Here is a 21486-nt window from a genome sequence, read left to right on the forward strand (position 1 = left end):
TCATCACACGACAGGGAATCCCACCGCTCCCCGGTTTCCGGCCCTGTTCAGGGCCACTCAGGACCTCGCGCCCTGTCCCGTGACCGGCACCCAGGAGAGCGAAAGACGCTCCGGCCTCCGCGCCTCTTCCCCCCGGCGTCACCGCTCCCCGGCGAGGTCGAGATCCCCCCTGCTCGTCCCGGCCGCGCCCCCGGCGACCCGGGGACGGTGCCACGGACGCGCGAGCGGACCCGACAGCGCCCGCCACCACGCCTCCCCCGGCAGCTCCCCCGCCGGCTCGAACGGCTCACCCGGACGCGGGAACGCCACCGCCTGCCCGGCCTCCTCGGCCGCGTCCTTCATCCACTCCCCCGGCTCCGCCCACGCGTGCGGCGCCAGGTTGAACGTCCCCCAGTGGATCGGCAGCAGCACCCCGCCCGGACCGCCTCCCTGGAGGTCGAGGTGCGCGCGGACACCCTCCTCGGGCGTCATGTGGATGTCGGGCCAGAAGTCCGAGTACGCGCCGACCTGGATCATCGTGGCGTCGAACGGGCCGTGGTCGGCGCCGATGTCCTGGAAGCCCTCGAAGTAGCCGGTGTCACCGCTGTGGTAGATCCGGTGCTCCTCGCCCGCGGCCACCCAGGAGGCCCAGAGGGTGTGCTGGGTGTTGCGCAGTCCCCGGCCGCAGAAGTGACGGGCGGGGGTGGCGGTCAGGGTGAGCCCGCCGACCTTCGTCGCCTCGTGCCAGTCCAGCTCGCGCAGCCGGTCGGCGGAGACGCCCCAGCGCTCCAGGTGCGCCCCGACGCCCAGGGGCACGGCGAACAGCGTGTCCGTGCCGGCCAGCGCCTTGATCGTGGGCAGGTCCAGGTGGTCGTAGTGGTCGTGCGAGATCACCACGACGTCGACCGGGCCGAGCGCGGCCAGCGGCAGGGGCGCGGGGTGCAGCCGCCGGGGCCCGGCGAAGGGGAACGGCGAGCAGCGCTCGCCCCAGACGGGGTCGAACAGGACCCGGTGCCCGTCGATCTCCGCGAGCACGCTGGAGTGGCCCATCCAGGTCAGGCGCAGACCGGTGGCCGGCGGGCGGGAGAGGTCGGCGAGGGTGGTGGAGTGCACCGGGATCGTGCCCTGCGGGGCGCGGCGGGACCGGCTCTCCTTGTCGATGTACGTCTTCGCCAGGTCCCGGGTCGAGCCCGAGGGACGGATCCTGGCGGTGCCTCCCGGGTTCTGGAACACGCCGTCCCTGAAGTGCGGGGATCTGCGGATGCGCGCCATGCGCTCGCCCGTGGGGTCCGCGCCGAAGGCCACGGGCCGCAGGGCGCTGAGCCCGGAGCTCGGAAGACGGAAAGCGGCCACGGTACCTCCAGGTCGTCGGTCAGACATTCCATTATGTGCGGCCGGTCCGGCGGGGCGGGGCCGGATGCGGGAGGGACGGCCGGTGCGGCCGGCGCACCATGAACACGTCCACCGGGTCCTCGGTCTCGGCCGTGAACCCGTGCCGTTCGTACAGCCGCCGGGCCGCACTGCCCCGCAGCACGTTCAGCCGGACGACGGCCCCGGCGCGGTCGCACCGCTCCAGCAGCGCGCGCAGCACGCCCGAGCCGATGCCGTCGCCCTGGTGCCCGGGCGCCAGGTAGAAGTGCTCCAGCCAGTGGGCGTCCTCCGCCGGCCGCAGCGCCACGCAGCCGGCGAAGGCGCCGCCCACCTCGATCACCCAGGTGTGGGCGGGGTCGAAGCCGTCCCGGAGCCGCTGCCGCACCCGTCGGCCGTCGTACCGTCCGAGCCGTTCCAGATCCGGGCGGAGCACCAGCGCGCGCAGTTCGGCCACCGCCTCGACGTCCGCCGCGGCCGCCGGCCGCACACGCCAGTCCCGCGTGATCGTCACGCCACCGACGCGATCCGTACCTTGATGTCGTCCGGCGACAGCGCGCCCTTGGCGGTCACGTGGTCCCCCGAGGACTCGCCGCGCAGCCGGCGGCCGATCCACGGCACCAGGTACTCGCGGGCCCAGTGGACGTCGTCCCGGCGGACCTCGAACGTGCCGCGGGGCGGCAGGGGCGGCCAGGGCTGTTCCGGGTCGGCGGGGACCTGGAGGCCCAGGGCCTGGCCCGCGCGGAGCGCCACGCGGGTGTGCCCCTCGGGTGACAGGTGCAGCCGGTCGGCGTCCCAGGCCCTGCGGTCCTGGACGCTCCTGAGGGACCACAGGTCGAGCACGGGGCAGCCGTACCGGTCGGCGACGGCCCGTACGTGCCCGTTGTACGTGGCGATCTTGCCGCGCAGGTGTTTGAGCAGGGGGACGCCGCGGGTGTCGAAGCCGGTCGTCACCATCACCGTGCCGGACACGGCGCTGAGCGCGGCGATCGCCCGCTCGAAACGCTCGGCCACCTCGTCCGGGTCGCTGCCCGGCCGGAGGATGTCGTTGCCGCCCGCACAGAACGAGACGAGATCGGGGGCGAGTTCGACGGCGCGGGGCACCTGGTCCGCCACGACCTGGTCCAGCAGTTTTCCGCGCACCGCGAGGTTCGTGTACTGGAAGTCGCCTTCGGGCCGGAGGTCGGCGAGAAGCACGGCGAACCGGTCGGCCCAGCCGACGAGCGCCCCGTCGGGGCCGGGATCGCCGACGCCCTCGGTGAAGCTGTCCCCCACCGCCACGTACGACCCGATCACTGTTCTGCTGTCATTCTTCGAATCGTCTGCCACAACCGCTCATGATTCACCTTGGAATGTGACCTACGCGACCGTAGGAATGGGTTGACGGTCGGTGAGATAAGACACTCTCAAAATGTTGGCCAACTACGGAATACGGCGAAGGCCGGACCCGGGGATCGGGGTCCGGCCTTCGGCGGCGTGTCAGGCGGTTCGCTCGGGGTCAGCCGATGGCGACACCCTTGGAGCGGAGGTAGGAGACCGGGTCGACGTCGGAGCCGTAGTCCGGCGTGGTGCGGATCTCGAAGTGCAGGTGCGGGCCGGTCGAGTTGCCGGTGGAGCCGGAGAGGCCGACCTGCTGGCCGCCGCTCACGGTCTGGCCGGCCGAGACGGACAGCGAGGACAGGTGGGCGTACTGGGCGTAGTAGCCGTCGGCGAGCTTGATGACGACCTGGTTCCCGTACGCGCCGGCCCAGCCCGCGGAGACGACCGTGCCGGAACCGACGGCCTTCAGCGAGGTGCCGGTCGGGACGGCGAAGTCGACACCGGTGTGGTAGCCGCTGGACCACATGCTGCCGGCCACCTTGTAGGCGGTGCCGAGGGATCCGCCGGGCACCGGGGAGCTGTGACCGGAGGTGTTCGCGGCCTGGTCGGTGGTCGTCTGCTGCGCGGAGGTGTCCGCCGAGGGCTGCTCGGACGGCTTCGCGGCGGGCTTCTCGGCCTTCGGCTCGGCGGAAGCGGCCGGGTCGGCGGAAGAGGACTTCTCCGGCGCGCTCTTGGCGGCCTCGCCGTCGAGGGAGAGCTTCAGACCGGGGTGGATGAGCGACGGGTCGTCACCGACGACCTCGCGGTTGTCCGCGTAGAGCTTCTTCCAGCCGCCGTCGACGTCCTGCGTCTCGGCGATCCTGGCGAGGTAGTCGCCGGCCTTCACGGTGTACGTGCGGGCGTCGTCGCTCTTCTGGGCGGCGGCCTTCTGGCCGGCCGCGGAAAGGGACTGGACGGCCTTCTCGGGGGCCGCCTGCGGCGTGGCGGCGTGCGCGCCGGTGGCGCCGAGGAGCGGCAGGGCGAGCGCGGCGCCACCGGTTCCGGCGACGGCTATGGAGCGGGTGAAACGCTGGGCCTTGGTACGGCGGTGCTTACCCTTCGCGGGCATGACGATTTCCTCTCCGGCGCCTACGAGGTGAGCTGTCGGGTTCGGACTGGAGATGCCCGGCCGCGCTTTCGCGCGGCTTAACCCCAAGCCGTTCCGGAGACCGGAACAGGCAGTCGTACCTGTGGGTCCCCCGCTCCTGCCGTACACGGGTCAGTGTGTGCGGGCTCCGGGCGGCGGCAGGATTAGGCGTCCGTCCGGATCGGTGGCGAACGTAAGCGACCCGGACGTGAAGGGACAAGCGCGAGGTTCTCCGGGTATGCCTTTTTCCGTGATCCACGGACGGAAAGGACGTCACCGAGCGTCGACCGGGATTCCGATTCCGCGCCGAATTCCCTTGCCATTGCTCGAAATTACGTGAACATGGCGACAACACATCGTCACGGATATGACGATGCTCACGCACCCCCTCCCCATCTCCCTTTCTTTCGGGGCACGTTATACCGAAGCTACTTAATCGGACAGAACGACCTAATCATCCAATCACAGGCGCCTCAGCCGGAACACCGCGGCGTCCAGATCCCCCCGCAGACCGGTGAGCAGCCCGTGGTGCAGCAGGACGGCACCACGGTGCACTTCGCCCGTTTCGAGGCATTCGTACGAGGCGGCCGGGTCGAGGCCGCGCAGCCGGAGCGCGGGCACGGGCTCCCCGTAGTGCTGCGCCTGAAGACAGGCGAGGACGACGGTGTCGTCGCCGAGGACGTACTGCACCGCGCTCAGCCCGCCCTCCGGCGGACGCAGCCGGTACAGGTCGCCGCGCTGCACCACGGGCCGGATCTCCTTGTAGAGCGCGACCCACTCCCGCGCCTCGGCGAGCTCCTCTCCGCTCCACCGCGCGAGGTCACCGCCGATGCCCAGCACTCCGGCCATCGCGCTGACGAACCGGAAGCGCAGCGTGCTGACCCGGCCGTTGAGCATCGCGTTCGGGCTGTCGGTGACCCAGGCGGCCATGACCCGGGCCGGGTGGAGCTGGCTGAAGCCGTGCTGGATGGCGAGCCGGTCGAGGGGGTCGGTGTTGTCCGAGGTCCACACCTGGTCGGTACGCGAGAGGACACCCAGGTCGATCCGGCCGCCGCCGCCCGAGCAGGATTCGAAGGCCACCCCCGGGTGGGCCGCCCGCAGCCGGTCCAGCAGGGCGTACAGCCCGCGCACGTGGTCGGTCCACAGCCGCTGCGGATACGGGTCGTCGGGCCAGCCCGCGTCGGTGAAGCAGCGGTTGAAGTCCCATTTCACGTAGTCGACGGGGGCGCCGGAGAGCAGCGCGTCGAGCCGGCGCCAGAGGTGCTCCCGCACGTCGTCGCGCGCGAGGTTGAGGACGAGCTGGTTGCGGAACTCCGTGCGCCGGCGCCCCGGCTGGAACTGCACCCAGTCGGGGTGCGCCCGGTACAGGTCGCTGTCGGGGTTGACCATCTCCGGCTCGACCCAGATGCCGAACCGCATCCCGAGCCCGTGCACATGGTCCGCGAGGGGCTTCAGGCCGCCCGGGAAGCGGTCGGGGTTGGGCGTCCAGTCGCCCAGTCCTGCCCGGTCGCCGGTGCGCGCGCCGAACCAGCCGTCGTCCACCACGAACAGCTCGACGCCCATCGCGGCGGCCCGTTCGGCGAGCGCCCGCTGCTGCTCCTCGCCGATGTCGAAGCCGGTGGCCTCCCAGGAGTTGAAGAGCACCGGCCGGTCCCGGTCCGCGTCGGGGACGACGAACGTCCGCTGGTAGGCGTGCCACGCGCGGCTCGCGCCGCCGAAGCCGCCGTCGCTCCACAGGCCCGCGAAGACCGGCGTGACGTACGTCTCGCCGGTGCCGAGCATCAGCAGGCCGGAGTCGTCGTGCCCCGCGCCGCCGGTGATCTGCACGCGGGCGTCGGGGAGGCGGTGCACACCGATGCGCCAAGACCCCGACCAGCCGAGGGCGCAGCCGTAGACCTCGCCCCGCTCCTCGGTCGCGTCGGTGTCGAGCGCGACCCACGGCAGGTGCTGGTGCCCGGTGTGACCGCGCCGGCTGCCGATGACCTTCTCCCCGTAGGTCAGCGGGGAGCGGGCCAGCCGGGACTCCGCGGCCCAGCGGCCGTGCAGCTGGGACAGCCGCCAGTGCTCCCGGTCGGGCAGGGTCCAGGTGGCGGAGTCGGCGCGCATCAGCTCGACCTCGGGTCCCCGGTTGTGCAGGGTCACCCAGCGCTCGACGACATCGCCGCGCATCCGGTAGTGCAGGGTCACGGTCAGCTCGCCGTCACGGAAGCACAGGCGCAGTTCGCCGTCGTCCGTCTCGTGCCCGTCGAAGACCCACTCGGTGCCCCGGCGTGCGCCGGCGCGCACGGACAGCGCGGGGCGGGTGAAGCGCGGACCGCCTTCGACCGGGTACTCCTCGCGCCCGTCCAGCCGGGACTCGAACGGCCAGTCGTCCGGCAGCGGGCGCCGCGCGAGGGCCTCCGCGTCGGCGGGCTCGATCCTCGGGCCCCAGTGCAGATGGACCAGTTCGTCCCGGTCCGTGACATGCAGCGCGTAGCCACTGGCCGGACCCGAGAGGAGCCAGGTACGGCCGTCCGGGGAGACCTGCGTCACTGAAGAGACCTGCGCCACCGAACCTCCCACAGAACCGAACAGGTGCGATCAGACGCCAACATCATCGGGGTCGGGGCGCGGTCGGGCAATGCCTGTGGACAACTCATTGCCCCAGGCAGGCATGTCGTATCGTCGTGTGGTGCCCGTCGGCGAGCCGCGCCGGCGCGCCGAGTGGGAGGAGTCCTTCGTGACGCAGCAGATCCCGTCGACCGAACCCGAGCTGGCCGGAGTACGCAACTTTCGCGATGTGGGCGGACTGCCGACCGTGGACGGTCGACGGGTGCGGCACGGGGTGCTGTTCCGCAGCGGCCACCTCGCCCACGCGACCGCCGAGGACGCCGCCTTCCTGGCCTCGCTCGGGCTGCACACCGTCTTCGACTTCCGCAACGCGGCCGACCAGAAGCTGGAGGGCCCGGACGTCGAGCTGCCGGGCGTGCGGAATGTGAACCTTCCGCTCAGCGACCCGGCCGACGGCGCCGAGTTCTGGAAGATGGTCCGCGACGGCGACCTGGACCAGCTGCGCTCGATCCTCGCGGACGGCAAGGGCGCCGACCGGATGATCGCCTCCTACCGTCTGATCATCAAGGAGCGCACCGCCGAACACTCCCGGGTGCTGCGCGCGCTCGCCGACGACAGCGTCCCCGCGCTGATGCACTGCGCGGCCGGCAAGGACCGCGCGGGACTGTCGGTGGCGGTGACGCTGCTCGCCGTCGGCGTCGAGCGGGACGCGATCGTGGACGACTACCTGAAGTCCAACGCCAAGCACCGCCGCTACAAGGTGCACCGCAGCGGCAGCTCCGCCTCGGCCTACTCCCCCGAGGTCATGGAGCTGCTCAGCCCGCTGTTCGACGCGCGCGCGGAGTACCTGTCGGCCGCCTTCGAGACCGTCGAGGAGACCTGGGGCGGCGTGGACCCCTATCTGGAGCAGGGGCTCGGCCTCACGCCGGAGTTCCGGGAGCGGCTGCGCGAGCGCCTGCTCGACTGAGCCACCCGGCGCGGGCCTACTTCTTCGCCCCCACCTCGAACAGGAAGTAGATGAAGCCCGCGAAGAGGTGCCCCACCGCGATGTAGATGAACAGCCTCACCCACAGGGCCCGGGGGAACTTCTCCTCCATGTCTCTGCCGGTCATGACGCGTCTCCGTGGGTCGGGCCCAGGCACAGCGCGGCCGTGGGACTCTGCAGCAGGGTGTGGACGAACAGCAGCTCGACCCCGTCGGGGTCCTGAGCCGCGATGCGGTGCGGGGTGAGCGAGTCGAAGTGCGCGCTGTCGCCCGGGCCGAGGCGGTGCAGGGTGTCCCCGAGGCGCAGCCGCAGCCGCCCCTTGAGCACGTACAGCCACTCCTCACCGGGGTGGACGCGCACGATGTCGCCCTGGGAGCCGTGCGGCACCTGCACCCGCAGGGCCTGCATGCCGCGCCCGGCGGCCCCGGCCTGCCAGTACGTCCAGCCGCCCGCGGCCGTGGGCTCCATGTCGGTGGCGCGCACCACGGCGTCCCGGTCGGCGGCCGTCTCTCCGAGCAGCTCCGAGACCGTCGTACCGTAGGTACGGGCGAGGGAGAGCAGCATCGGCAGCGAGGGCTGGCGCTGCCCGGTCTCCAGCCGGGAGAGGTGGGCGGGCGACAGGCCCGCGTCGCGGGCTGCGGCCTCCAGCGTGAGGGAGGCCCGTCGCCGCAGGGCGCGCAGTTGCGGCGCGACCACGGGGAGGGCGCCGGCCGGCTCGGCCGACGGCTCGGTCTCGGAGGAGCTCATGCCTCCATTCAGCCCGAGGTTTGCCTCACTGGCAATTTCCTTGCCTGTGAGGCAAAGCCGTCCGGGTGCGACGGTCCTCGTGCCCCCGCCGCGCGGGATCAGCGGTGGGCGACCGCCTGCTTCACCAGGGTCCTGCCGAACTCCCACACCAGCCCGCCGCCGTCGTGCGCGTCGTCCATCACCGCGGTGAAGGCGTCCACGAACCGGTTCACGTCCCGCTCGTCGATGATCAGCGGTGGAATCAGTTTGATCACCTCCAGGTGGTCGCCGGAGACCTGGGTGAGGATCCTGTGCCGCTGCAGCAGCGGTACGACCACCATCTGCGCGAAGAGCCCCTTGCGGGCGGCCTGGAGCATCGCCCAGCGGCCCCGCAGCTTCAGCGACCTGGGCCGGCCGAACTCGATTCCGATCATCAGGCCCCGGCCGCGGACGTCGGCCAGCAGCTCGTACTTCTCGGTGAGTGCGGTCAGCCGGGCCTTGAGCAGCTCACCGGTGGCCCGGGCGCGCGCCACGATCCGCTCGTCCTCCATGACCGACAGCACGGCCAGGCCCGCCGCCATGGCCTGGGCGTTCGCCCCGAAGCTGGCCGAGTGGACCAGCACCCGGTCCATCGAGGAGTAGACCTTCTTGAAGATCCAGTCCTTGCCGAGGGTGGCCCCCACCGGCACGTAGCCGCCGGAGAGCGCCTTCGCCACGCACACCAGGTCCGGCTCGACGCCCGTCTCGTGCTGATGGGCGTAGAAGTCACCGGTGCGCCCCAGCCCGGTCTGCACCTCGTCGGCGATCAGCAGCGCCTTGTGCCGGTGCAGCAGCTCCTGCGCGGCGCGCAGATAGCCGGGCGGCGCCTCGTGCACGCCCTTGCCCTGGATCGGCTCCACGATCAGCGCGGCCACGTCCCCCTGGCGCAGCTCCCGCTCCAGGGCGTCGAGATCGCCGAGCGGTACGGCCGTGTCCGGCAGCAGCGGGGCGAAGCCGTCCCGGAAGCCGGACTCGCCGTTGACCGAGAGGGAGCCGGTGGTCAGGCCGTGGAAGGCGTGCTCGCAGTACAGGACGCGCGGTCTGCCGGTCGCGTACCGGGCGAACTTCAGGGCGGTCTCGACCGCCTCCGTGCCGCTGTTGCCGAAGAACACGCGGTCCAGGTGCGGGCTGTGCGCGAGCAGCTTCTCGGCCAGCAGCCCGGGCAGCGGCTGGCAGTCGAAGCGGGTGAGGTCGGCGAGGGAGGCGTCCAGGACGTCGTGCAGCGCCTTGCGGACCACGGGGTGGTGGCGGCCCAGGCCCATCACCCCGAACCCGGCGAGCATGTCCAGGTGGTCGTTGCCGTCGGCGTCCCAGAAGTGGGCGCCCTCGGCGCGCTCGTAGACCTTGTCGAAGCCGATGGTGCGCAGCATGCGCGGGAGCTGGTGGTTGAGGTACCGGGTGTGCAGCTCGTAGCGCTCGGCTCCGCGCTCGGCCAGCAGCGCGCCGAGGTCGAACTGCCCGCTTCCCGACGGCACGGTCCCCGACGGCTCCGGGGCGGACTCCGCGGTGGTCATGCCTGGCGCTCCTGTGGGTCCTGGGGCTGGTCCGCGAGCCGCGCCCGCACGGCGAGGCTCGCGCTGATCCGTCCGGCGACCTCGACCGGGGTGAGGCCGATGTCGGCGAGCACCTCGCCGCGCTTGGCGTGCGCGAGGAACTGCTCCGGGATGCCGAACCGGCGCACGGGCACGTCGACCTCGGCGTCGCCCAGCGCCAGCGCCACCGCCGAACCGACCCCGGCCGCGCGGCTGTTGTCCTCGACGACGGCCACCATGCGGTGCGCGGCGGCCAGTTCGGGAAGGGCCGGGTCGACGGGTTTGACCCAGCGGGGGTCGACCACGGTGCAGGCGATCCCGCGCGCTTCGAGCAGTTCGGCGGCCCGGAGGCAGACCGGCGCCATCACGCCCACCGCCACCAGCAGCACCTCGGGCGAGTCCGCGCGGTGCAGCACGTCCACGCCGCCGATCCGGCCGAGTGCCGGGACCGCCGGGCCCGCGGACTCCTTCGGGAACCTGATCAGGGTGGGCGCGTCGTCCACGGCGACCGCCTCCCGCAGCTGGGCGCGCAACTGGTCGGCGTCGCGGGGCGCGGCGATGCGCAGTCCGGGGACGACCTGGAGGACGGACAGGTCCCACATGCCGTTGTGCGAGGGTCCGTCGGCACCGGTGACACCGGCCCGGTCCAGCACGAAGGTCACCCCGCAGCGGTGCAGGGCCACGTCCATCAGGAGCTGGTCGAAGGCGCGGTTGAGGAAGGTGGCGTAGATGGCGACGACCGGGTGGAGTCCGCCGGTCGCCAGGCCGGCCGCGGACACGGCCGCGTGCTGCTCGGCGATGCCCACGTCCCACACCCGGTCGGGGAACCGCTCGGCGAAGGCGCCCAGGCCCACCGGGTGCAGCATGGCGGCGGTGATCGCCACCACGTCCTCGCGCTCCTCGCCGATCCGGACGATCTCCTCGCCGAAGACGGACGTCCAGGACGGCCCGCCGGACGGGGCCAGCGGCGCGCAGGTGAGCGGGTCCATCACACCGACGCTGTGGAAGTGGTCCTCCTCGTGGGCGAGGGCGGGTTCGTAGCCGCGGCCCTTCTCGGTGAGGCAGTGGACCAGGACGGGTCCGTGGAAGCGTTTGGCGCGGCGCAGCGCGGACTCCACGGCCCCGATGTCGTGTCCGTCGATCGGGCCGACGTACTTCAGGCCCAGGTCCTCGAAGAGTCCCTGGGGGGCGAAGGCGTCCTTGAAGCCCTTCTTCGCGCCGTGCAGCGCCTCGTAGACGGTGGAGCCGACCACGGGGATGCGCTGGAGTACGCCCTTGCCCCAGGCCAGCACCCGTTCGTAGCCGTCGGTGGTGCGCAGGGCGGCGAGGTGGTTGGCGAGGCCGCCGATGGTGGGGGCGTAGGAGCGTTCGTTGTCGTTGACGACGACGATCAGCGGGCGGTCCCTGGCGGCGGCGATGTTGTTCAGCGCCTCCCAGGCCATCCCGCCGGTGAGGGCGCCGTCGCCGATCACCGCGACGACATGTCCCCCGGCCCCCCGCACCTGGCGGGCCTTGGCGAGGCCGTCGGCCCAGCCGAGCGCGGTGGAGGCGTGGCTGTTCTCGATGACGTCGTGCTCGGACTCCTCGCGGGAGGGATAGCCGGACAGGCCGCCCTTGCCGCGCAGCTTGGAGAAGTCCTGACGTCCCGTCAGCAGCTTGTGGACGTAGCTCTGGTGTCCGGTGTCCCACAGGATGCGGTCGACCGGCGACTCGAAGACCCGGTGCAGGGCGACGGTGAGTTCCACCACCCCCAGGTTGGGTCCGAGATGGCCGCCCGTCCTGGCGACCGCGTGCACCAGGAACTCCCTGATCTCTTGGGACAGTTGGCCGAGTTCCGCCTCGGACAGCGCCTTCAGGTCACGTGGTTGCCGGATGCTCTCCAGGATCGTCACGCTCGGGCCCCCTTCTGTTCCGTGCTGTTCAGCTCACGGTGACGGCCGGCTCCCCCGACGCGATGCCGTCCTTCTCCATCTGCTCGGCGATCTTCATCGCCTCTTCGATCAGCGTCTCCACGATCCTGGACTCGGGGACGGTCTTGATGACCTCGCCCTTCACGAAGATCTGCCCCTTGCCGTTGCCGGAGGCGACACCCAGGTCGGCCTCGCGGGCCTCACCCGGACCGTTGACGACACAGCCCATGACGGCGACACGGAGCGGGACCTCCATGCCGGTCAGACCGGCGGTGACCTCTTCGGCCAGCTTGTAGACGTCCACCTGCGCACGCCCGCAGGACGGGCAGGACACAATCTCCAGACCGCGCTCCTTCAGGTTCAGCGACTCCAGGATCTGGATGCCGACCTTGACCTCCTCGGCCGGCGGCGCCGACAGCGACACCCGGATCGTGTCCCCGATGCCCTGCGAGAGCAGCGCACCGAACGCCACCGCCGACTTGATCGTCCCCTGGAACGCCGGACCCGCCTCCGTCACACCCAGGTGCAGCGGGTAGTCGCACTGCTCGGCCAGCTGCCGGTACGCCTCGATCATCACGACCGGGTCGTTGTGCTTCACCGAGATCTTGATGTCCCGGAAGTCGTGCTCCTCGAACAGCGACGCCTCCCACAGGGCCGACTCGACCAGCGCCTCGGGCGTCGCCTTGCCGTACTTCTGCAGCAGCCGCCGGTCCAGCGACCCCGCGTTCACGCCGATCCGGATCGGGGTGCCGTGGTCATTGGCCGCCCGGGCGATCTCCTTGACCTGGTCGTCGAACTTCTTGATGTTCCCCGGGTTCACCCGCACCGCCGCGCAGCCCGCCTCGATCGCCGCGAAGACGTACTTGGGCTGGAAGTGGATGTCCGCGATCACCGGGATCTGCGACTTGCGGGCGATCGTCGCCAGCGCGTCCGCGTCGTCCTGCGTCGGACACGCCACGCGGACGATCTGGCAGCCGGACGCCGTCAGCTCCGCGATCTGCTGCAACGTCGCACCGATGTCGGACGTACGCGTCGTCGTCATGGACTGCACGGACACGGGCGCGTCACCGCCCACCGCCACGGAGCCGACCTGGATCCGCCGCGAGGCGCGCCGCTGGGCGACCGACGGCGGGGGCACCCCGGGCATCCCGAGGGAGACAGCGGTCATGGCCTCACTCCCTGTTCCCGGAGACCGTCTCGCGCAGGGCGCGCAGCGACTCCTTCAGCGATCCCATGGTGGCGAGGACGGCGGTGGGCTCGTAGCCGCAGTGCGCCATGCAGTTGGCGCAGCGGGGGTCCTTGCCCCGGCCGTACTGGTCCCAGTCGGTCTCCTCGATCAGCTCCCGGTAGGTCGGCACGTAGCCGTCGCTCATCAGGTAGCAGGGGCGCTGCCAGCCGAAGAGCGAGTAGTTGGGGATCGCCCACGCGGTGCACGGGAAGTCGACCTTGCCCTCGAGGAAGTCGAGGAACAGCGGGGAGTGGTTGAGCCGCCAGCGGCGCCGGTTGCCGCCCGCGAAGGCCTTCCGGAACAGCTCGCGGGTCTGTTCCACGCCCAGGAAGTGCTCCTGGTCGGGGGCCTTCTCGTAGGCGTAGGCGGGCGAGATCATCATCTCGTCGACCTCGAGGTCGTCGTTGAGGTAGTTGAGCACCTCGACGATGGTCTGCGGGGTGTCGGTGTTGAAGAAGGTGGAGTTGGTGGTGACCCGGAAGCCGCGCCTCTTGGCCTCCTTGATGGCCGCCACGGCCTCGTCGAACACACCCTCCTTCGCCACCGACTCGTCGTGCCGCTCGCGCAGGCCGTCGATGTGCACGGCGAACGCGAAGTAGGGCGAGGGGGTGAACTTGTCCATCTTCTTGCGCAGCAGCATGGCGTTGGTGCACAGGAAGACGTACTTCCGCCTGGCCACCAACTGGCGGACGATCTCGTCGATCTGAGGGTGCATCAGCGGCTCGCCGCCGGCGATCGACACCATGGGAGCGCCGGACTCCAGCACCGCGCCCACCGCCTGGGCGACGGGCATCCGCTGCTTGAGCACCCCGGCCGGGTGCTGGATCTTGCCGCACCCCTCGCACTTGAGGTTGCAGGCGAAGAGCGGTTCCAGTTCGACGATGAGCGGGAACTTGTCCCGCCTGCGGAGCTTCTGTTCGGCCAAGTATGTAGCGACCTTGACGGACTGACGCAGCGGCATGGCCATCTGGCTCACCTCCTGGGGAGCAGCGAGGAACGGTGCCATTCATAGAAAGCCGGGAGTACGGAACGAAGGACACGGAAAGCCGATATTCCACCGCGCACGGTGCCGATCCGGACGAGTTCGTGCTCCGGAGCATCCACGACCACCCGTACGGCCGCAACGGGGCGTCCGCCCGCGCGGACGGCGCTCAGTAGCGTGGCCGCCGATTCCATGTCCGCCGCGATCGCGCCGGTGGCGAGCAGGTCCGACCGTTCGTGACCGCGGACGACGTGGTCGGAGCCGGTGAGCGGACCGGTGTGGACGGTGCGGCCGGGCACCGTGCGCACCAGCTCCTTCACCAGCAGCTCGGTCCCGACACAGGGGACAGTGCCGCGCGGGTCCCTGGTCTCCACGGCGACGACCAGGTCTCCCGGGTGCATGCCCGGGGCGAGCCCCGCGCAGAAGCCCGTGGCCAGGACGGCGGCGTCCCGCAGGACCGGGTCGGCGAGCACCCGGGTGACGGAACGCCCGGCCGCCGCCGGCCCCATGCCGGTGCGCAGGATCGTGACCGGCCCGCCCGCACCGCCGTGCCCCCGACGGCGCAGGGCGAACTGCTCGATGCCGAGCGCACAGGCGATCAGCAGCGGAGCCGGGGCGGGCCGGGTGCTCATCAGTTCCCCTTCGCCTCGGCGAGGGGCTGCTCCCCGGTGACCTCCGCCACCTGCTTCTTGGCGAAGGGCTCCCCGTGCACGTACCGGCCGAGCGCGGTGAGCGGGAAGACCTGCCGGTAGAGGTGGTAGTTGATGGAGAAGTCCCAGGGGAAACCGGTGCCGGTGAAGTACGGCTCGTCCCAGGAGCCGTCCTCGCGCTGGGTGGCCGCCAGCCAGGCGACGCCCCGCTCGACGGCCCCGGAGTCCCGCTCCCCCGCCGCCAGCAGGGCCATCAGCGCCCAGGCGGTCTGCGAGGCGGTGGAGGCCCCGCGGCCGGCCCATTCCCGGGCGTGGCGGTAGGAGCGCAGGTCCTCGCCCCAGCCGCCGTCGTCGTTCTGCACCGACTCCAGCCAGGCCACGGCCCGCCGGATCGCCGGGTGCGAGCCGGGCATCCCGGCGGCGGTCAGGGCGGGCACCACGGAGCCGGTGCCGTAGATGTAGTTGACGCCCCAGCGGCCGAACCAGGCACCGTTCGGCTCCTGTTCGGCGAGCAGCCACTGGATGCCGCGCCGGGTGCGCGGGTCGTGGGCGAGGCCCTCGACGGCGAGCATCTCCACGACGTGCGCGGTGACGTCGGCGGACGGCGGGTCGATGACCTCGCCGAAGTCGCAGAACGGCAGCCGGTTGGGGAACGGGCTGGTGTTGTCGACGTCGAACGCGCCCCAGGCGCCGTTCCTCGACTGCATGCCGAGGTTCCAGCGCACCCCGCGCCCGATGGCGTTGTCCAGCCGCTCGGGGTCGTGGTGTTTGACCCGGCGCAGCGCCAGGACCACCTCGGCGGTGTCGTCGATGTCGGGGTAGTTGTCGTTGTGGAACTCGAACGCCCAGCCGCCGGGCGGCAGATGGGGCCGGCGCACGGACCAGTCGCCGGGCCGCACGATCTGCTCGCCGAGCATCCAGTCGGCGGCCTTGACCAGTTGCGGGTGGTCGGCGGGCAGGCCCGCGTCGGCCAGGGCGATGGTGGCGAGGCAGGTGTCCCACACCGGGGACTGGCAGGCCTCCACCATCCGGGCCCCGTCCTCGCGCCACACGGCGAACCGGTCCAGCGACTCCAGGCCCGCGCGCATCACCGGGTGGTTCAGGTCGTAGCCGAGCAGGTGCAGGGCGATCAGCGAGTACACGGCCGGGGGCTGGATGCCGCCCCAGCAGCCGTCGTTCTCCTGCCGCTCGATGATCCACCGGGCGGCGGTGTGCACGGCCGCCCGGCGCAGCCGGCGCGGGACCGCCCGGCGCAGGGTGTGCAGGCACCTGTCCAGCCGCTGGAAGGCGCCGTCCCAGCTCGCGGCCGGTGCGAGCGGCCGGGGAGGGTTGGGGCGGTGCGGGTCGGTGTGCAGCTCGTCCAGCGGGAACGGGGCGGGACGCACCGGCCGTTCGGCGGAGACGATCGTCAGCGGCACGATGGTCTGCCGGGCCCAGCAGCCGAAGTCGTAGATGTTCAGCGGCAGCCAGGAGGGGAACCAGATCAGCTCGGGCGGGAGCTCGGGCAGGTCCTCCCACTTCCACCAGCCGAACAGGGCCAGCCAGATCCGGGTGAAGACCCGGGCGGCGGCGATGCCGCCCCGCTCGCGGATCCAGGCGGAGGCCCGCGCCATGTGCGGGGCGTCGGGCGGGTCGCCGGCCAGGCGCAGCGCGACGTACGCCTCGATGGTGGTGGAGAGTTCGCCGGGTCCGCCGTGGAAGGTGGCCCAGGTGCCGTCCTGGCGCTGCTCCCCGCGGATGAACAGGGCGGCCGCGCGGGTGGTGTCCTCGTCGAGGATGCCGAGGAACTGGCGCAGCAGCAGGTCCTCGGCGTCCATCGTGACGTTGGTCTCGAGGTCGCCCTTCCACCAGCCCTGGTCGTCCTGCCGGGACAGCAGGAAGTCGGTGGCGCGCCGCATGGCGCGGGCGGCGATGTCGGGAACCCCGGCCGCCTCGGGGATGTCGGTGTCGTTTTCGCTGGCCGCGGTCACGCGGGCCGGCCACGCCGCCCCGGTGCTTCCGTCGGTCGTCGCTGTCATGGCTTCCCCTTCGTGCAGTCCTGCGAGTGGTGTCTGCTGTGGGTCCGCCGTCGGCCGGTGCCGTTCTCCCCGCAACACCGGCCGGCGACTACGCGAGGGCTATTCGACCGATAGTGATCATCTCTTTCGTACGACGACGAAGTCCGCGAGCGCCGTGAACCGCTCCCGCACCCGGTCGGGCATGTCGACGGCGTCGAGGGCTTCGATGGCGATGGTGTGCTGGCGGCGCGCCTCTTCGGCGGTCCACTCCCGGCCGCCCGCCTCTTCGATGAGGGCGGCGCGGGCCGCGAACTCCTCCTCGGAGAAGTGCGCGAAGTCGCTGCTCTTGGCGTCGGCGGCGAGGATCTCGCCGAGCCGGTCGGAGGCGTCGCCGCCCGCCGCGAGCGCGGCCACGACCGGGAGGGACTTCTTGCGCTGGCGCAGGTCGCTCCAGGTCTGCTTGCCGGTGGCCTCCGGGTCGCCCCAGATGCCGAGGAGGTCGTCGACGGCCTGGAAGGCCAGGCCGAGGTGGTACCCGTACGTCTCCAGCACGTCGGCGGTGCGGTCGTCCGCGCCGCCGAGCACCGCGCCGATGGAGCTGGCGCAGGCGAGCAGGGCGCCGGTCTTGTTGCCCTCCATCTCCAGGCACTCCTCCACGCTGACGCGGTCGCGGTGCTCGTAGGAGATGTCCTGGGCCTGGCCGTCGATGAGCGCGCGGCTCGCCGCGGTCAGCCGGCGGGTGGCGCGGCCCGCCTCGACGGTGCCGAGCTCCAGCAGGACCTCGTTGGCCAGGGCGAACAGGGCGTCGCCGACGAGGATGGCCTGGGCGGGGCCGTGCACCTTCCAGACGGTGTCGCGGTGCCGGCGCTGCTCGTCGCCGTCCATCAGGTCGTCGTGCAGGAGCGAGAAGTTGTGGACCAGCTCGACGGCGACCGCGCCGGGGACGCCCGTCTCCGGGGAGGCACCGGTGACCTCGGCGGACAGCACGGCGAGGGCGGGGCGCACGGCCTTGCCGCCGTCGCCGTCCGCGGGCCGCCCCTGGGCGTCGATCCAGCCGAAGTGGTAGGCGGCGACCGTGTCCATGGGAGGTGCCAGGCGGTCGACGGCCGCCCTCAGTACCGGCGTGGCCAGGGTCCGGCCACGCTCCAGGAGCGCGGACACGTCCACCGCGGTCCTTCGAGCGGCCTGCGAGGCCGGGGGCACAGTGGGCACAGTCTCTCCTCTTGTTGCTTTACCGGGGGTGCGGGGACCTGCCCCGCCGCACTCGTCAACCTTCACCGGGCCCACCTCGCGGTGCGGCGCCGGTCCCCTGCGGCTGTCGGCCGGGGGTTCGGGGGCCTGGCCCCGGGAAGACGGGGTGCGCCGCCTCGTCGAGCGCGAAGAGGTGGCGGGGACGGGGCCGGCCCAGGGCGGCCAGCGCGGCGTCCGCCGCGCCGACGCCGCTGCGGACCGCGCTCTCCATGGTCGCGGGCCACCCGGTGGCGGTCCACGCGCCGGCCAGGTACAGGCCGGGTGCCTTGGTGCGGGCGCCGGGCCTGAGGCGTCCGACACCGGGAGCGGGAGCGAACGTGGCGGTGCGCTCCCGGGTGACGAAGAAGTCCTCGACCCGGGCGTCGCGCGTGTGCGGCAGCAGCCGCTCCAGTTCGGGCAGGTACCTCTCGCGCAGCGCGGCGACCGGCTCGTCGATCTCGTTCTGGGCGACCGACTGGGACAGCGCCAGGTACTGGCCCCGCTCCAGTCCCGACGCGGCGGTGCGGTCGAAGACCCACTGCACGGGGGTGCCGAGGGCGGCGAAGAAGGGCCGGGCGAGCACCGTGCGGTCGTAGACCACGTGGATGTTGAGGATCGGCGCCGTGCCGATGCCGAGCAGCCGCTCCGGGGCGTCCAGCGCGCCCGCGGGCAGCAGGTCGTGCGCCTCGCGCTGCGGTACGGCGAGGACGACGGCGTCGGCCCGGATCGTCTCGCCGGGAACCTCGACGCGCCACCCCCCGTCGCCGTCCGCGGAGACGGAGGTGACCCGGGTGCGGACCTCGGTCCGCACGCCCGCGGAGTCCAGCGCCCTGCGGGCGAGCCCGTCGTGCAGGTCGCCCAGCGGGACCCGGGCCCAGCCGATGTCGGCGGCCGAGGGGTCGGACAGCAGACCGGTCTTGAACACCATCGCGGCGAGCGACAGGGACGTGTCCGCCGCGACCGCGTTGAGGGTGGCGACGCCGACCAGGTCCCACAGGGCCTCGACGGCGCGCGCCGACTGGCCGTGCGCGGTCAGCCAGCTGCCGAAGTCCTGATGGTCCAGGGCCGGATCGGCGAGGTCGAGCCCCTTCAGCGCGAGCGCGGCCCGGCCCATCCTGGCCCGGTCGGCGAGCGAGAGGTGCGGGTACGCGGCGAGGCTGCGCCCCAGATGCAGCGGGACCGGCAGCGCGTCGCGGCGCAGCCTGCCGAGCCGCCGCCCCTCGGGGCGGCGGACGTCGAGCACGGGTACGTCGAGACGGTCCTGGAGCGGGGCCAGCGCCGCTCCCCCGATGCGGTCGAGGAACCAGCGGTAGGCGGTGCAGCAGCGCAGGTAGACGTGCTGGCCGTTGTCGACGGTGAGGTCGCCGCGCCGGAAGGAGAAGGCGAGTCCGCCCAGGCGCGGCCGGCCCTCGAGCAGGGTGACGGCCACCCCGGCGTCGGCCAGCGCGAGCGCGGTGGTGGTGCCGGCGAGCCCGCCGCCGACGACGACGGCGTGCCGGCCCGCCGGAACGGGGTCGTCCGTGAGGGGACCCCCGGAGCGTGTGCCGTGGCTCATGCGCCCTCCCCTGCCCGGTCGCCGCGCTGCCCGAGCGGTGCACGACCGGCCGTCTCAGTCTGGGACGCGGCGTCGCGGCGGAGGGTTGCCCGCCGTTTGCCGCCGGGGAGCGGGGTGTCCATCAGGCACGCCTCCTGACGGTCCGTCGGCTCACATGCCGGGTGTCCAGGCCGGACAGCCCGCGCACCGCGACGTACGCCTTCTCGCGTCCGGGCAGGGATACCCGGCCCCGCAGCACGGCCCCGGGGTCGTGCTCGATGCGGTCCAGGAGGCGGCGGTAGATGCCGGCCATGGCGGCGACGCAGGCGCCGCTGCGCCGGTCGAGCATGGGGAGCAGCCGGTAGCCCTCGGCGAAAAGGGCGCGGGCCCTGCGCACTTCGAAGTGCACGAGGCCCGCGAAATCGGAGCCCTCCGGTGGGGTCTCGCCGCTGAACCCGTCGGAGCAGCCGAACTTGGCGAGGTCGTCGGCGGGCAGGTAGGTGCGCCCGCCCTCGGCGTCCTCGCGGACGTCCCTGAGGATGTTGGTGAGCTGCAGCGCGAGGCCGAGCGTGTCGGCGTACTCGGAGGCGCGCTCGGCGCCGCGCGCGCCCGGCGCGGTGCCGAACACGCCGAGCGAGAGCCGCCCGATGGCGCCCGCGACACAGCGGCAGTAGACCTTCAGGTCGTCCCAGGTCTCGTACGTCTCGCCGCGTACGTCCATCTGGACGCCGTCGATGAGTTCGTCCAGGCCGCCGAGCGGGATCGGGAAGTGTCCGGCCGCGTGGGCGAGGGCGACCGCGACCGGGTCGGTGTCGTCCTCGTCGACCGCGCCCTCGCGGATCCGGGTGAGCAGCTCCCGGGTGTCCTCCAGCCGGGCGACCTTGACGTCGTCCGGCAGGGTGCCGTCGCCGATGTCGTCGACCCGCCGGGAGAACGCGTACAGCGCCGACATGGCGCGTCGCTTGGGCGTGGGCAGCAGCCGGATGCCGTAGGCGAAGTTGCGCGCCTGCTGTCCGGTGACGGCCTCGCAGTAGCTGTAGGCGGCGAGTACCGGTGCGGACGCGGGTGGTTGCGACTCCACGCTCCGGATCACCCCTTTCCTCGCAGGGTCACGCCCGCCTCGCGCAGCAACTGGAGCTTGCCGGGCTTGGGCGGGCCGGGAAGTACGTCGTATTCGGCGGCGGCGATCGCGTGGACGGCCGCCCGGCCCCCCGCCACGAACCCCGCGAGCAGCAGCTTGAGCCTGCCGTGGACACTGCCCACGAGGGGGGTTCCTTCATTCAGCAGGTCGCGGGCGCGTTGGGCCTGGTACGCGATGAGCGCGCGCACCGACGCGCCGGCGGTGGGGGCGGCGAGGTCGGCCTCCCGGACATGGAAGCGCTTCATGTCCGTGGCGGGCAGGTAGACGCGGTCGCGGCCGAGGTCCTCGGCGACGTCCTGGAGGTGCTCGACGATCTGGAGGGCGGTGCAGACGGCGTCCGAGCGGCGGATCCGTTCGGGGGTGGCGGTCCCGGTGACGGCGAGGACGAGCCGGCCGATGGGGTTGGCCGACATCTCGCAGTAGGCGAGCAGGTCCTCGTAGGTCTCGTAGCGCTTGACGAGCTGGTCCTGGCGGTTGGCGGCGACGAGGCCGAGGAACGGCTCGGGGGTCAGCGCGTGGCGGCGGACCACGGGCCGGAGCCGCAGCAGCAGCGGATGGCGGGGATCCGGTCCGGCCGGATCGAACACGCGGTGAAGATCGGCTTCGAAGGCGTCCAGCAGCACCAGACGGTCCTCGGCCTCCTCGGCGGAGACACCGAGGAGGCGGACGTCGGCCCCGCCGGGGGCCAGATCGCCGTCGCCGATGTCGTCGACCAGACGGGCGAAGCCGTACACGGCCATGAGATCGTCGCGCCAGGACCTGGGCAGGTAGAAGGGGGCCACGGGAAAGTTCTCCGCGGCGGCCTTGTCGAGCGTCGCACGCTCGACCCCGGCCTCGACGGCACGCGCGGGACCGGTGGGCGTCATCGCGGGCTGCCCACGGCGGGGACGGCACGCACCGCGTTCAGCCGGGGAGTCTCCGTAGCCATTGCCGTCACATCTCCCGTTCTACACTGCTGACCCAATGCACACTATTTCGGACACGCCGCCCAGGTTTTCACCCGATGGCGGCGATGGATGATGTCGGGCATTATGGCCCTGATTGCCGCCTTTCGGGACCGCTACAGCTTACGTTGTGCAACCCCGTCCGCGCCGCCGGGGGTCTCCCGCGCAGCACGACAACGCACCGTTCGGCGTCAGGATTCCTGGAGGCGGCAGGAGTTGGCGCTTCCTTTGTGAACGCCCGGCCC

At 72.2% G+C, this 21486-nt stretch carries 19 protein-coding genes and 1 riboswitch; of the genes, 1 reads left to right on the plus strand and 18 read right to left on the minus strand.

Annotation, left to right across the window (positions count from 1 at the left end; translation table 11 throughout):
• Window positions 1-138 precede the first annotated feature (138 nt).
• The 5 genes from FHX78_RS03670 to FHX78_RS03690 all read right to left on the minus strand — a co-directional run bounded on the left by FHX78_RS03670 (window position 139) and on the right by FHX78_RS03690 (window position 6325).
• A complete protein-coding gene (locus tag FHX78_RS03670; protein WP_167531672.1) occupies window positions 139-1332 on the minus strand; it encodes an MBL fold metallo-hydrolase in 1194 nt (397 codons plus the stop codon).
• A 31-nt stretch (window positions 1333-1363) separates the two neighbouring features.
• Entirely contained in the window at window positions 1364-1861 is a 498-nt protein-coding gene (locus tag FHX78_RS03675) for a GNAT family N-acetyltransferase (protein WP_167531673.1), read from the minus strand.
• Window positions 1858-2643, minus strand: a complete 786-nt coding sequence (locus tag FHX78_RS03680) for an SGNH/GDSL hydrolase family protein (protein ID WP_145871616.1) — start codon at window positions 2641-2643, stop codon at window positions 1858-1860. Before FHX78_RS03680 ends, FHX78_RS03675 begins: the two co-directional genes overlap by 4 nt.
• Window positions 2644-2845: 202 nt before the next feature.
• Window positions 2846-3775, minus strand: coding sequence for a M23 family metallopeptidase (locus tag FHX78_RS03685; protein ID WP_145866019.1), 930 nt, complete (start codon window positions 3773-3775; stop codon window positions 2846-2848).
• Window positions 3776-3777: 2 nt separating this feature from the next.
• A riboswitch (cyclic di-AMP (ydaO/yuaA leader) is annotated at window positions 3778-3941 on the minus strand.
• 314 nt (window positions 3942-4255) lie between these two features.
• Window positions 4256-6325 carry an alpha-galactosidase gene (locus FHX78_RS03690; RefSeq protein ID WP_145866020.1) on the minus strand — a complete coding sequence of 690 codons (2070 nt, stop codon included), beginning with the start codon at window positions 6323-6325 and terminating at the stop codon, window positions 4256-4258.
• Between the two features lie 187 nt (window positions 6326-6512).
• On the opposite strand from FHX78_RS03690, the gene FHX78_RS03695 reads away from it, so the two are divergent.
• Window positions 6513-7310, plus strand: a complete 798-nt coding sequence (locus FHX78_RS03695) for a tyrosine-protein phosphatase (protein WP_145871618.1) — start codon at window positions 6513-6515, stop codon at window positions 7308-7310.
• Window positions 7311-7326: 16 nt separating this feature from the next.
• Here FHX78_RS03695 and FHX78_RS03700 read toward each other — a convergent pair whose 3' ends face one another.
• The 13 genes from FHX78_RS03700 to hpnC form a co-directional block, all read right to left on the minus strand.
• Entirely contained in the window at window positions 7327-7455 is a 129-nt protein-coding gene (locus tag FHX78_RS03700) for a DUF6126 family protein (protein WP_145866021.1), read from the minus strand.
• Window positions 7452-8075 carry a helix-turn-helix domain-containing protein gene (locus FHX78_RS03705; RefSeq protein ID WP_145866022.1) on the minus strand — a complete coding sequence of 208 codons (624 nt, stop codon included), beginning with the start codon at window positions 8073-8075 and terminating at the stop codon, window positions 7452-7454. The genes FHX78_RS03700 and FHX78_RS03705 overlap by 4 nt, the downstream gene beginning before the upstream one ends.
• 98 nt (window positions 8076-8173) lie before the next feature.
• Window positions 8174-9607, minus strand: a complete 1434-nt coding sequence (locus FHX78_RS03710; RefSeq protein WP_145866023.1) for an aspartate aminotransferase family protein — start codon at window positions 9605-9607, stop codon at window positions 8174-8176.
• Window positions 9604-11517 carry a 1-deoxy-D-xylulose-5-phosphate synthase gene (gene dxs / locus FHX78_RS03715; RefSeq protein WP_145866024.1) on the minus strand — a complete coding sequence of 638 codons (1914 nt, stop codon included), beginning with the start codon at window positions 11515-11517 and terminating at the stop codon, window positions 9604-9606. Before dxs ends, FHX78_RS03710 begins: the two co-directional genes overlap by 4 nt.
• Window positions 11518-11545: 28 nt before the next feature.
• Window positions 11546-12703 carry a flavodoxin-dependent (E)-4-hydroxy-3-methylbut-2-enyl-diphosphate synthase gene (gene ispG, locus FHX78_RS03720; RefSeq protein WP_145866025.1) on the minus strand — a complete coding sequence of 386 codons (1158 nt, stop codon included), beginning with the start codon at window positions 12701-12703 and terminating at the stop codon, window positions 11546-11548.
• 4 nt (window positions 12704-12707) lie between these two features.
• On the minus strand, window positions 12708-13730 hold the full coding sequence (gene hpnH / locus FHX78_RS03725) for an adenosyl-hopene transferase HpnH (protein WP_145866026.1): 1023 nt from the start codon (window positions 13728-13730) through the stop codon (window positions 12708-12710).
• A gap of 5 nt (window positions 13731-13735) precedes the next feature.
• Window positions 13736-14377: a 5'-methylthioadenosine/S-adenosylhomocysteine nucleosidase family protein gene (locus FHX78_RS03730; protein WP_145866027.1), complete on the minus strand. Its 642-nt coding sequence runs from the start codon at window positions 14375-14377 to the stop codon at window positions 13736-13738.
• Entirely contained in the window at window positions 14377-16413 is a 2037-nt protein-coding gene (shc, locus tag FHX78_RS03735) for a squalene--hopene cyclase (RefSeq protein WP_145866028.1), read from the minus strand. The genes FHX78_RS03730 and shc overlap by 1 nt, the downstream gene beginning before the upstream one ends.
• A gap of 117 nt (window positions 16414-16530) precedes the next feature.
• Window positions 16531-17595 carry a polyprenyl synthetase family protein gene (locus FHX78_RS03740; protein WP_145871620.1) on the minus strand — a complete coding sequence of 355 codons (1065 nt, stop codon included), beginning with the start codon at window positions 17593-17595 and terminating at the stop codon, window positions 16531-16533.
• 64 nt (window positions 17596-17659) lie between these two features.
• A complete protein-coding gene (gene hpnE / locus FHX78_RS03745; RefSeq protein ID WP_145866029.1) occupies window positions 17660-19177 on the minus strand; it encodes a hydroxysqualene dehydroxylase HpnE in 1518 nt (505 codons plus the stop codon).
• Window positions 19174-19299: a DUF6380 family protein gene (locus FHX78_RS38140; protein ID WP_373313158.1), complete on the minus strand. Its 126-nt coding sequence runs from the start codon at window positions 19297-19299 to the stop codon at window positions 19174-19176. The genes hpnE and FHX78_RS38140 overlap by 4 nt, the downstream gene beginning before the upstream one ends.
• The gene (gene hpnD / locus FHX78_RS03750) at window positions 19299-20249 is read right to left on the minus strand and encodes a presqualene diphosphate synthase HpnD (protein WP_145866030.1); all 951 of its coding nucleotides are present in this window, start codon (window positions 20247-20249) and stop codon (window positions 19299-19301) included. Before hpnD ends, FHX78_RS38140 begins: the two co-directional genes overlap by 1 nt.
• Window positions 20246-21163, minus strand: a complete 918-nt coding sequence (hpnC, locus tag FHX78_RS03755) for a squalene synthase HpnC (RefSeq protein ID WP_145866031.1) — start codon at window positions 21161-21163, stop codon at window positions 20246-20248. The genes hpnD and hpnC overlap by 4 nt, the downstream gene beginning before the upstream one ends.
• Between the last annotated feature and the right edge of the window lie 323 nt (window positions 21164-21486).

It is taken from the genome of Streptomyces capillispiralis (assembly GCF_007829875.1).
Classification (GTDB): Bacteria; Actinomycetota; Actinomycetes; order Streptomycetales; family Streptomycetaceae; genus Streptomyces; species Streptomyces capillispiralis.

Bases quoted from the DNA above. Each gene is read 5' to 3' on its own strand.
- FHX78_RS03705 (WP_145866022.1), bottom strand. From the start codon at position 8,075: ATGAGCTCCTCCGAGACCGAGCCGTCGGCCGAGCCGGCCGGCGCCCTC.
- hpnE (WP_145866029.1), bottom strand. From the start codon at position 19,177: ATGAGCCACGGCACACGCTCCGGGGGTCCCCTCACGGACGACCCCGTT.
- ispG (WP_145866025.1), bottom strand. From the start codon at position 12,703: ATGACCGCTGTCTCCCTCGGGATGCCCGGGGTGCCCCCGCCGTCGGTC.
- FHX78_RS03685 (WP_145866019.1), bottom strand. From the start codon at position 3,775: ATGCCCGCGAAGGGTAAGCACCGCCGTACCAAGGCCCAGCGTTTCACC.
- hpnC (WP_145866031.1), bottom strand. From the start codon at position 21,163: ATGACGCCCACCGGTCCCGCGCGTGCCGTCGAGGCCGGGGTCGAGCGT.
- hpnH (WP_145866026.1), bottom strand. From the start codon at position 13,730: ATGGCCATGCCGCTGCGTCAGTCCGTCAAGGTCGCTACATACTTGGCC.
- FHX78_RS03730 (WP_145866027.1), bottom strand. From the start codon at position 14,377: ATGAGCACCCGGCCCGCCCCGGCTCCGCTGCTGATCGCCTGTGCGCTC.
- FHX78_RS03700 (WP_145866021.1), bottom strand. From the start codon at position 7,455: ATGACCGGCAGAGACATGGAGGAGAAGTTCCCCCGGGCCCTGTGGGTG.
- FHX78_RS38140 (WP_373313158.1), bottom strand. From the start codon at position 19,299: ATGGACACCCCGCTCCCCGGCGGCAAACGGCGGGCAACCCTCCGCCGC.
- FHX78_RS03710 (WP_145866023.1), bottom strand. From the start codon at position 9,607: ATGACCACCGCGGAGTCCGCCCCGGAGCCGTCGGGGACCGTGCCGTCG.
- shc (WP_145866028.1), bottom strand. From the start codon at position 16,413: ATGACAGCGACGACCGACGGAAGCACCGGGGCGGCGTGGCCGGCCCGC.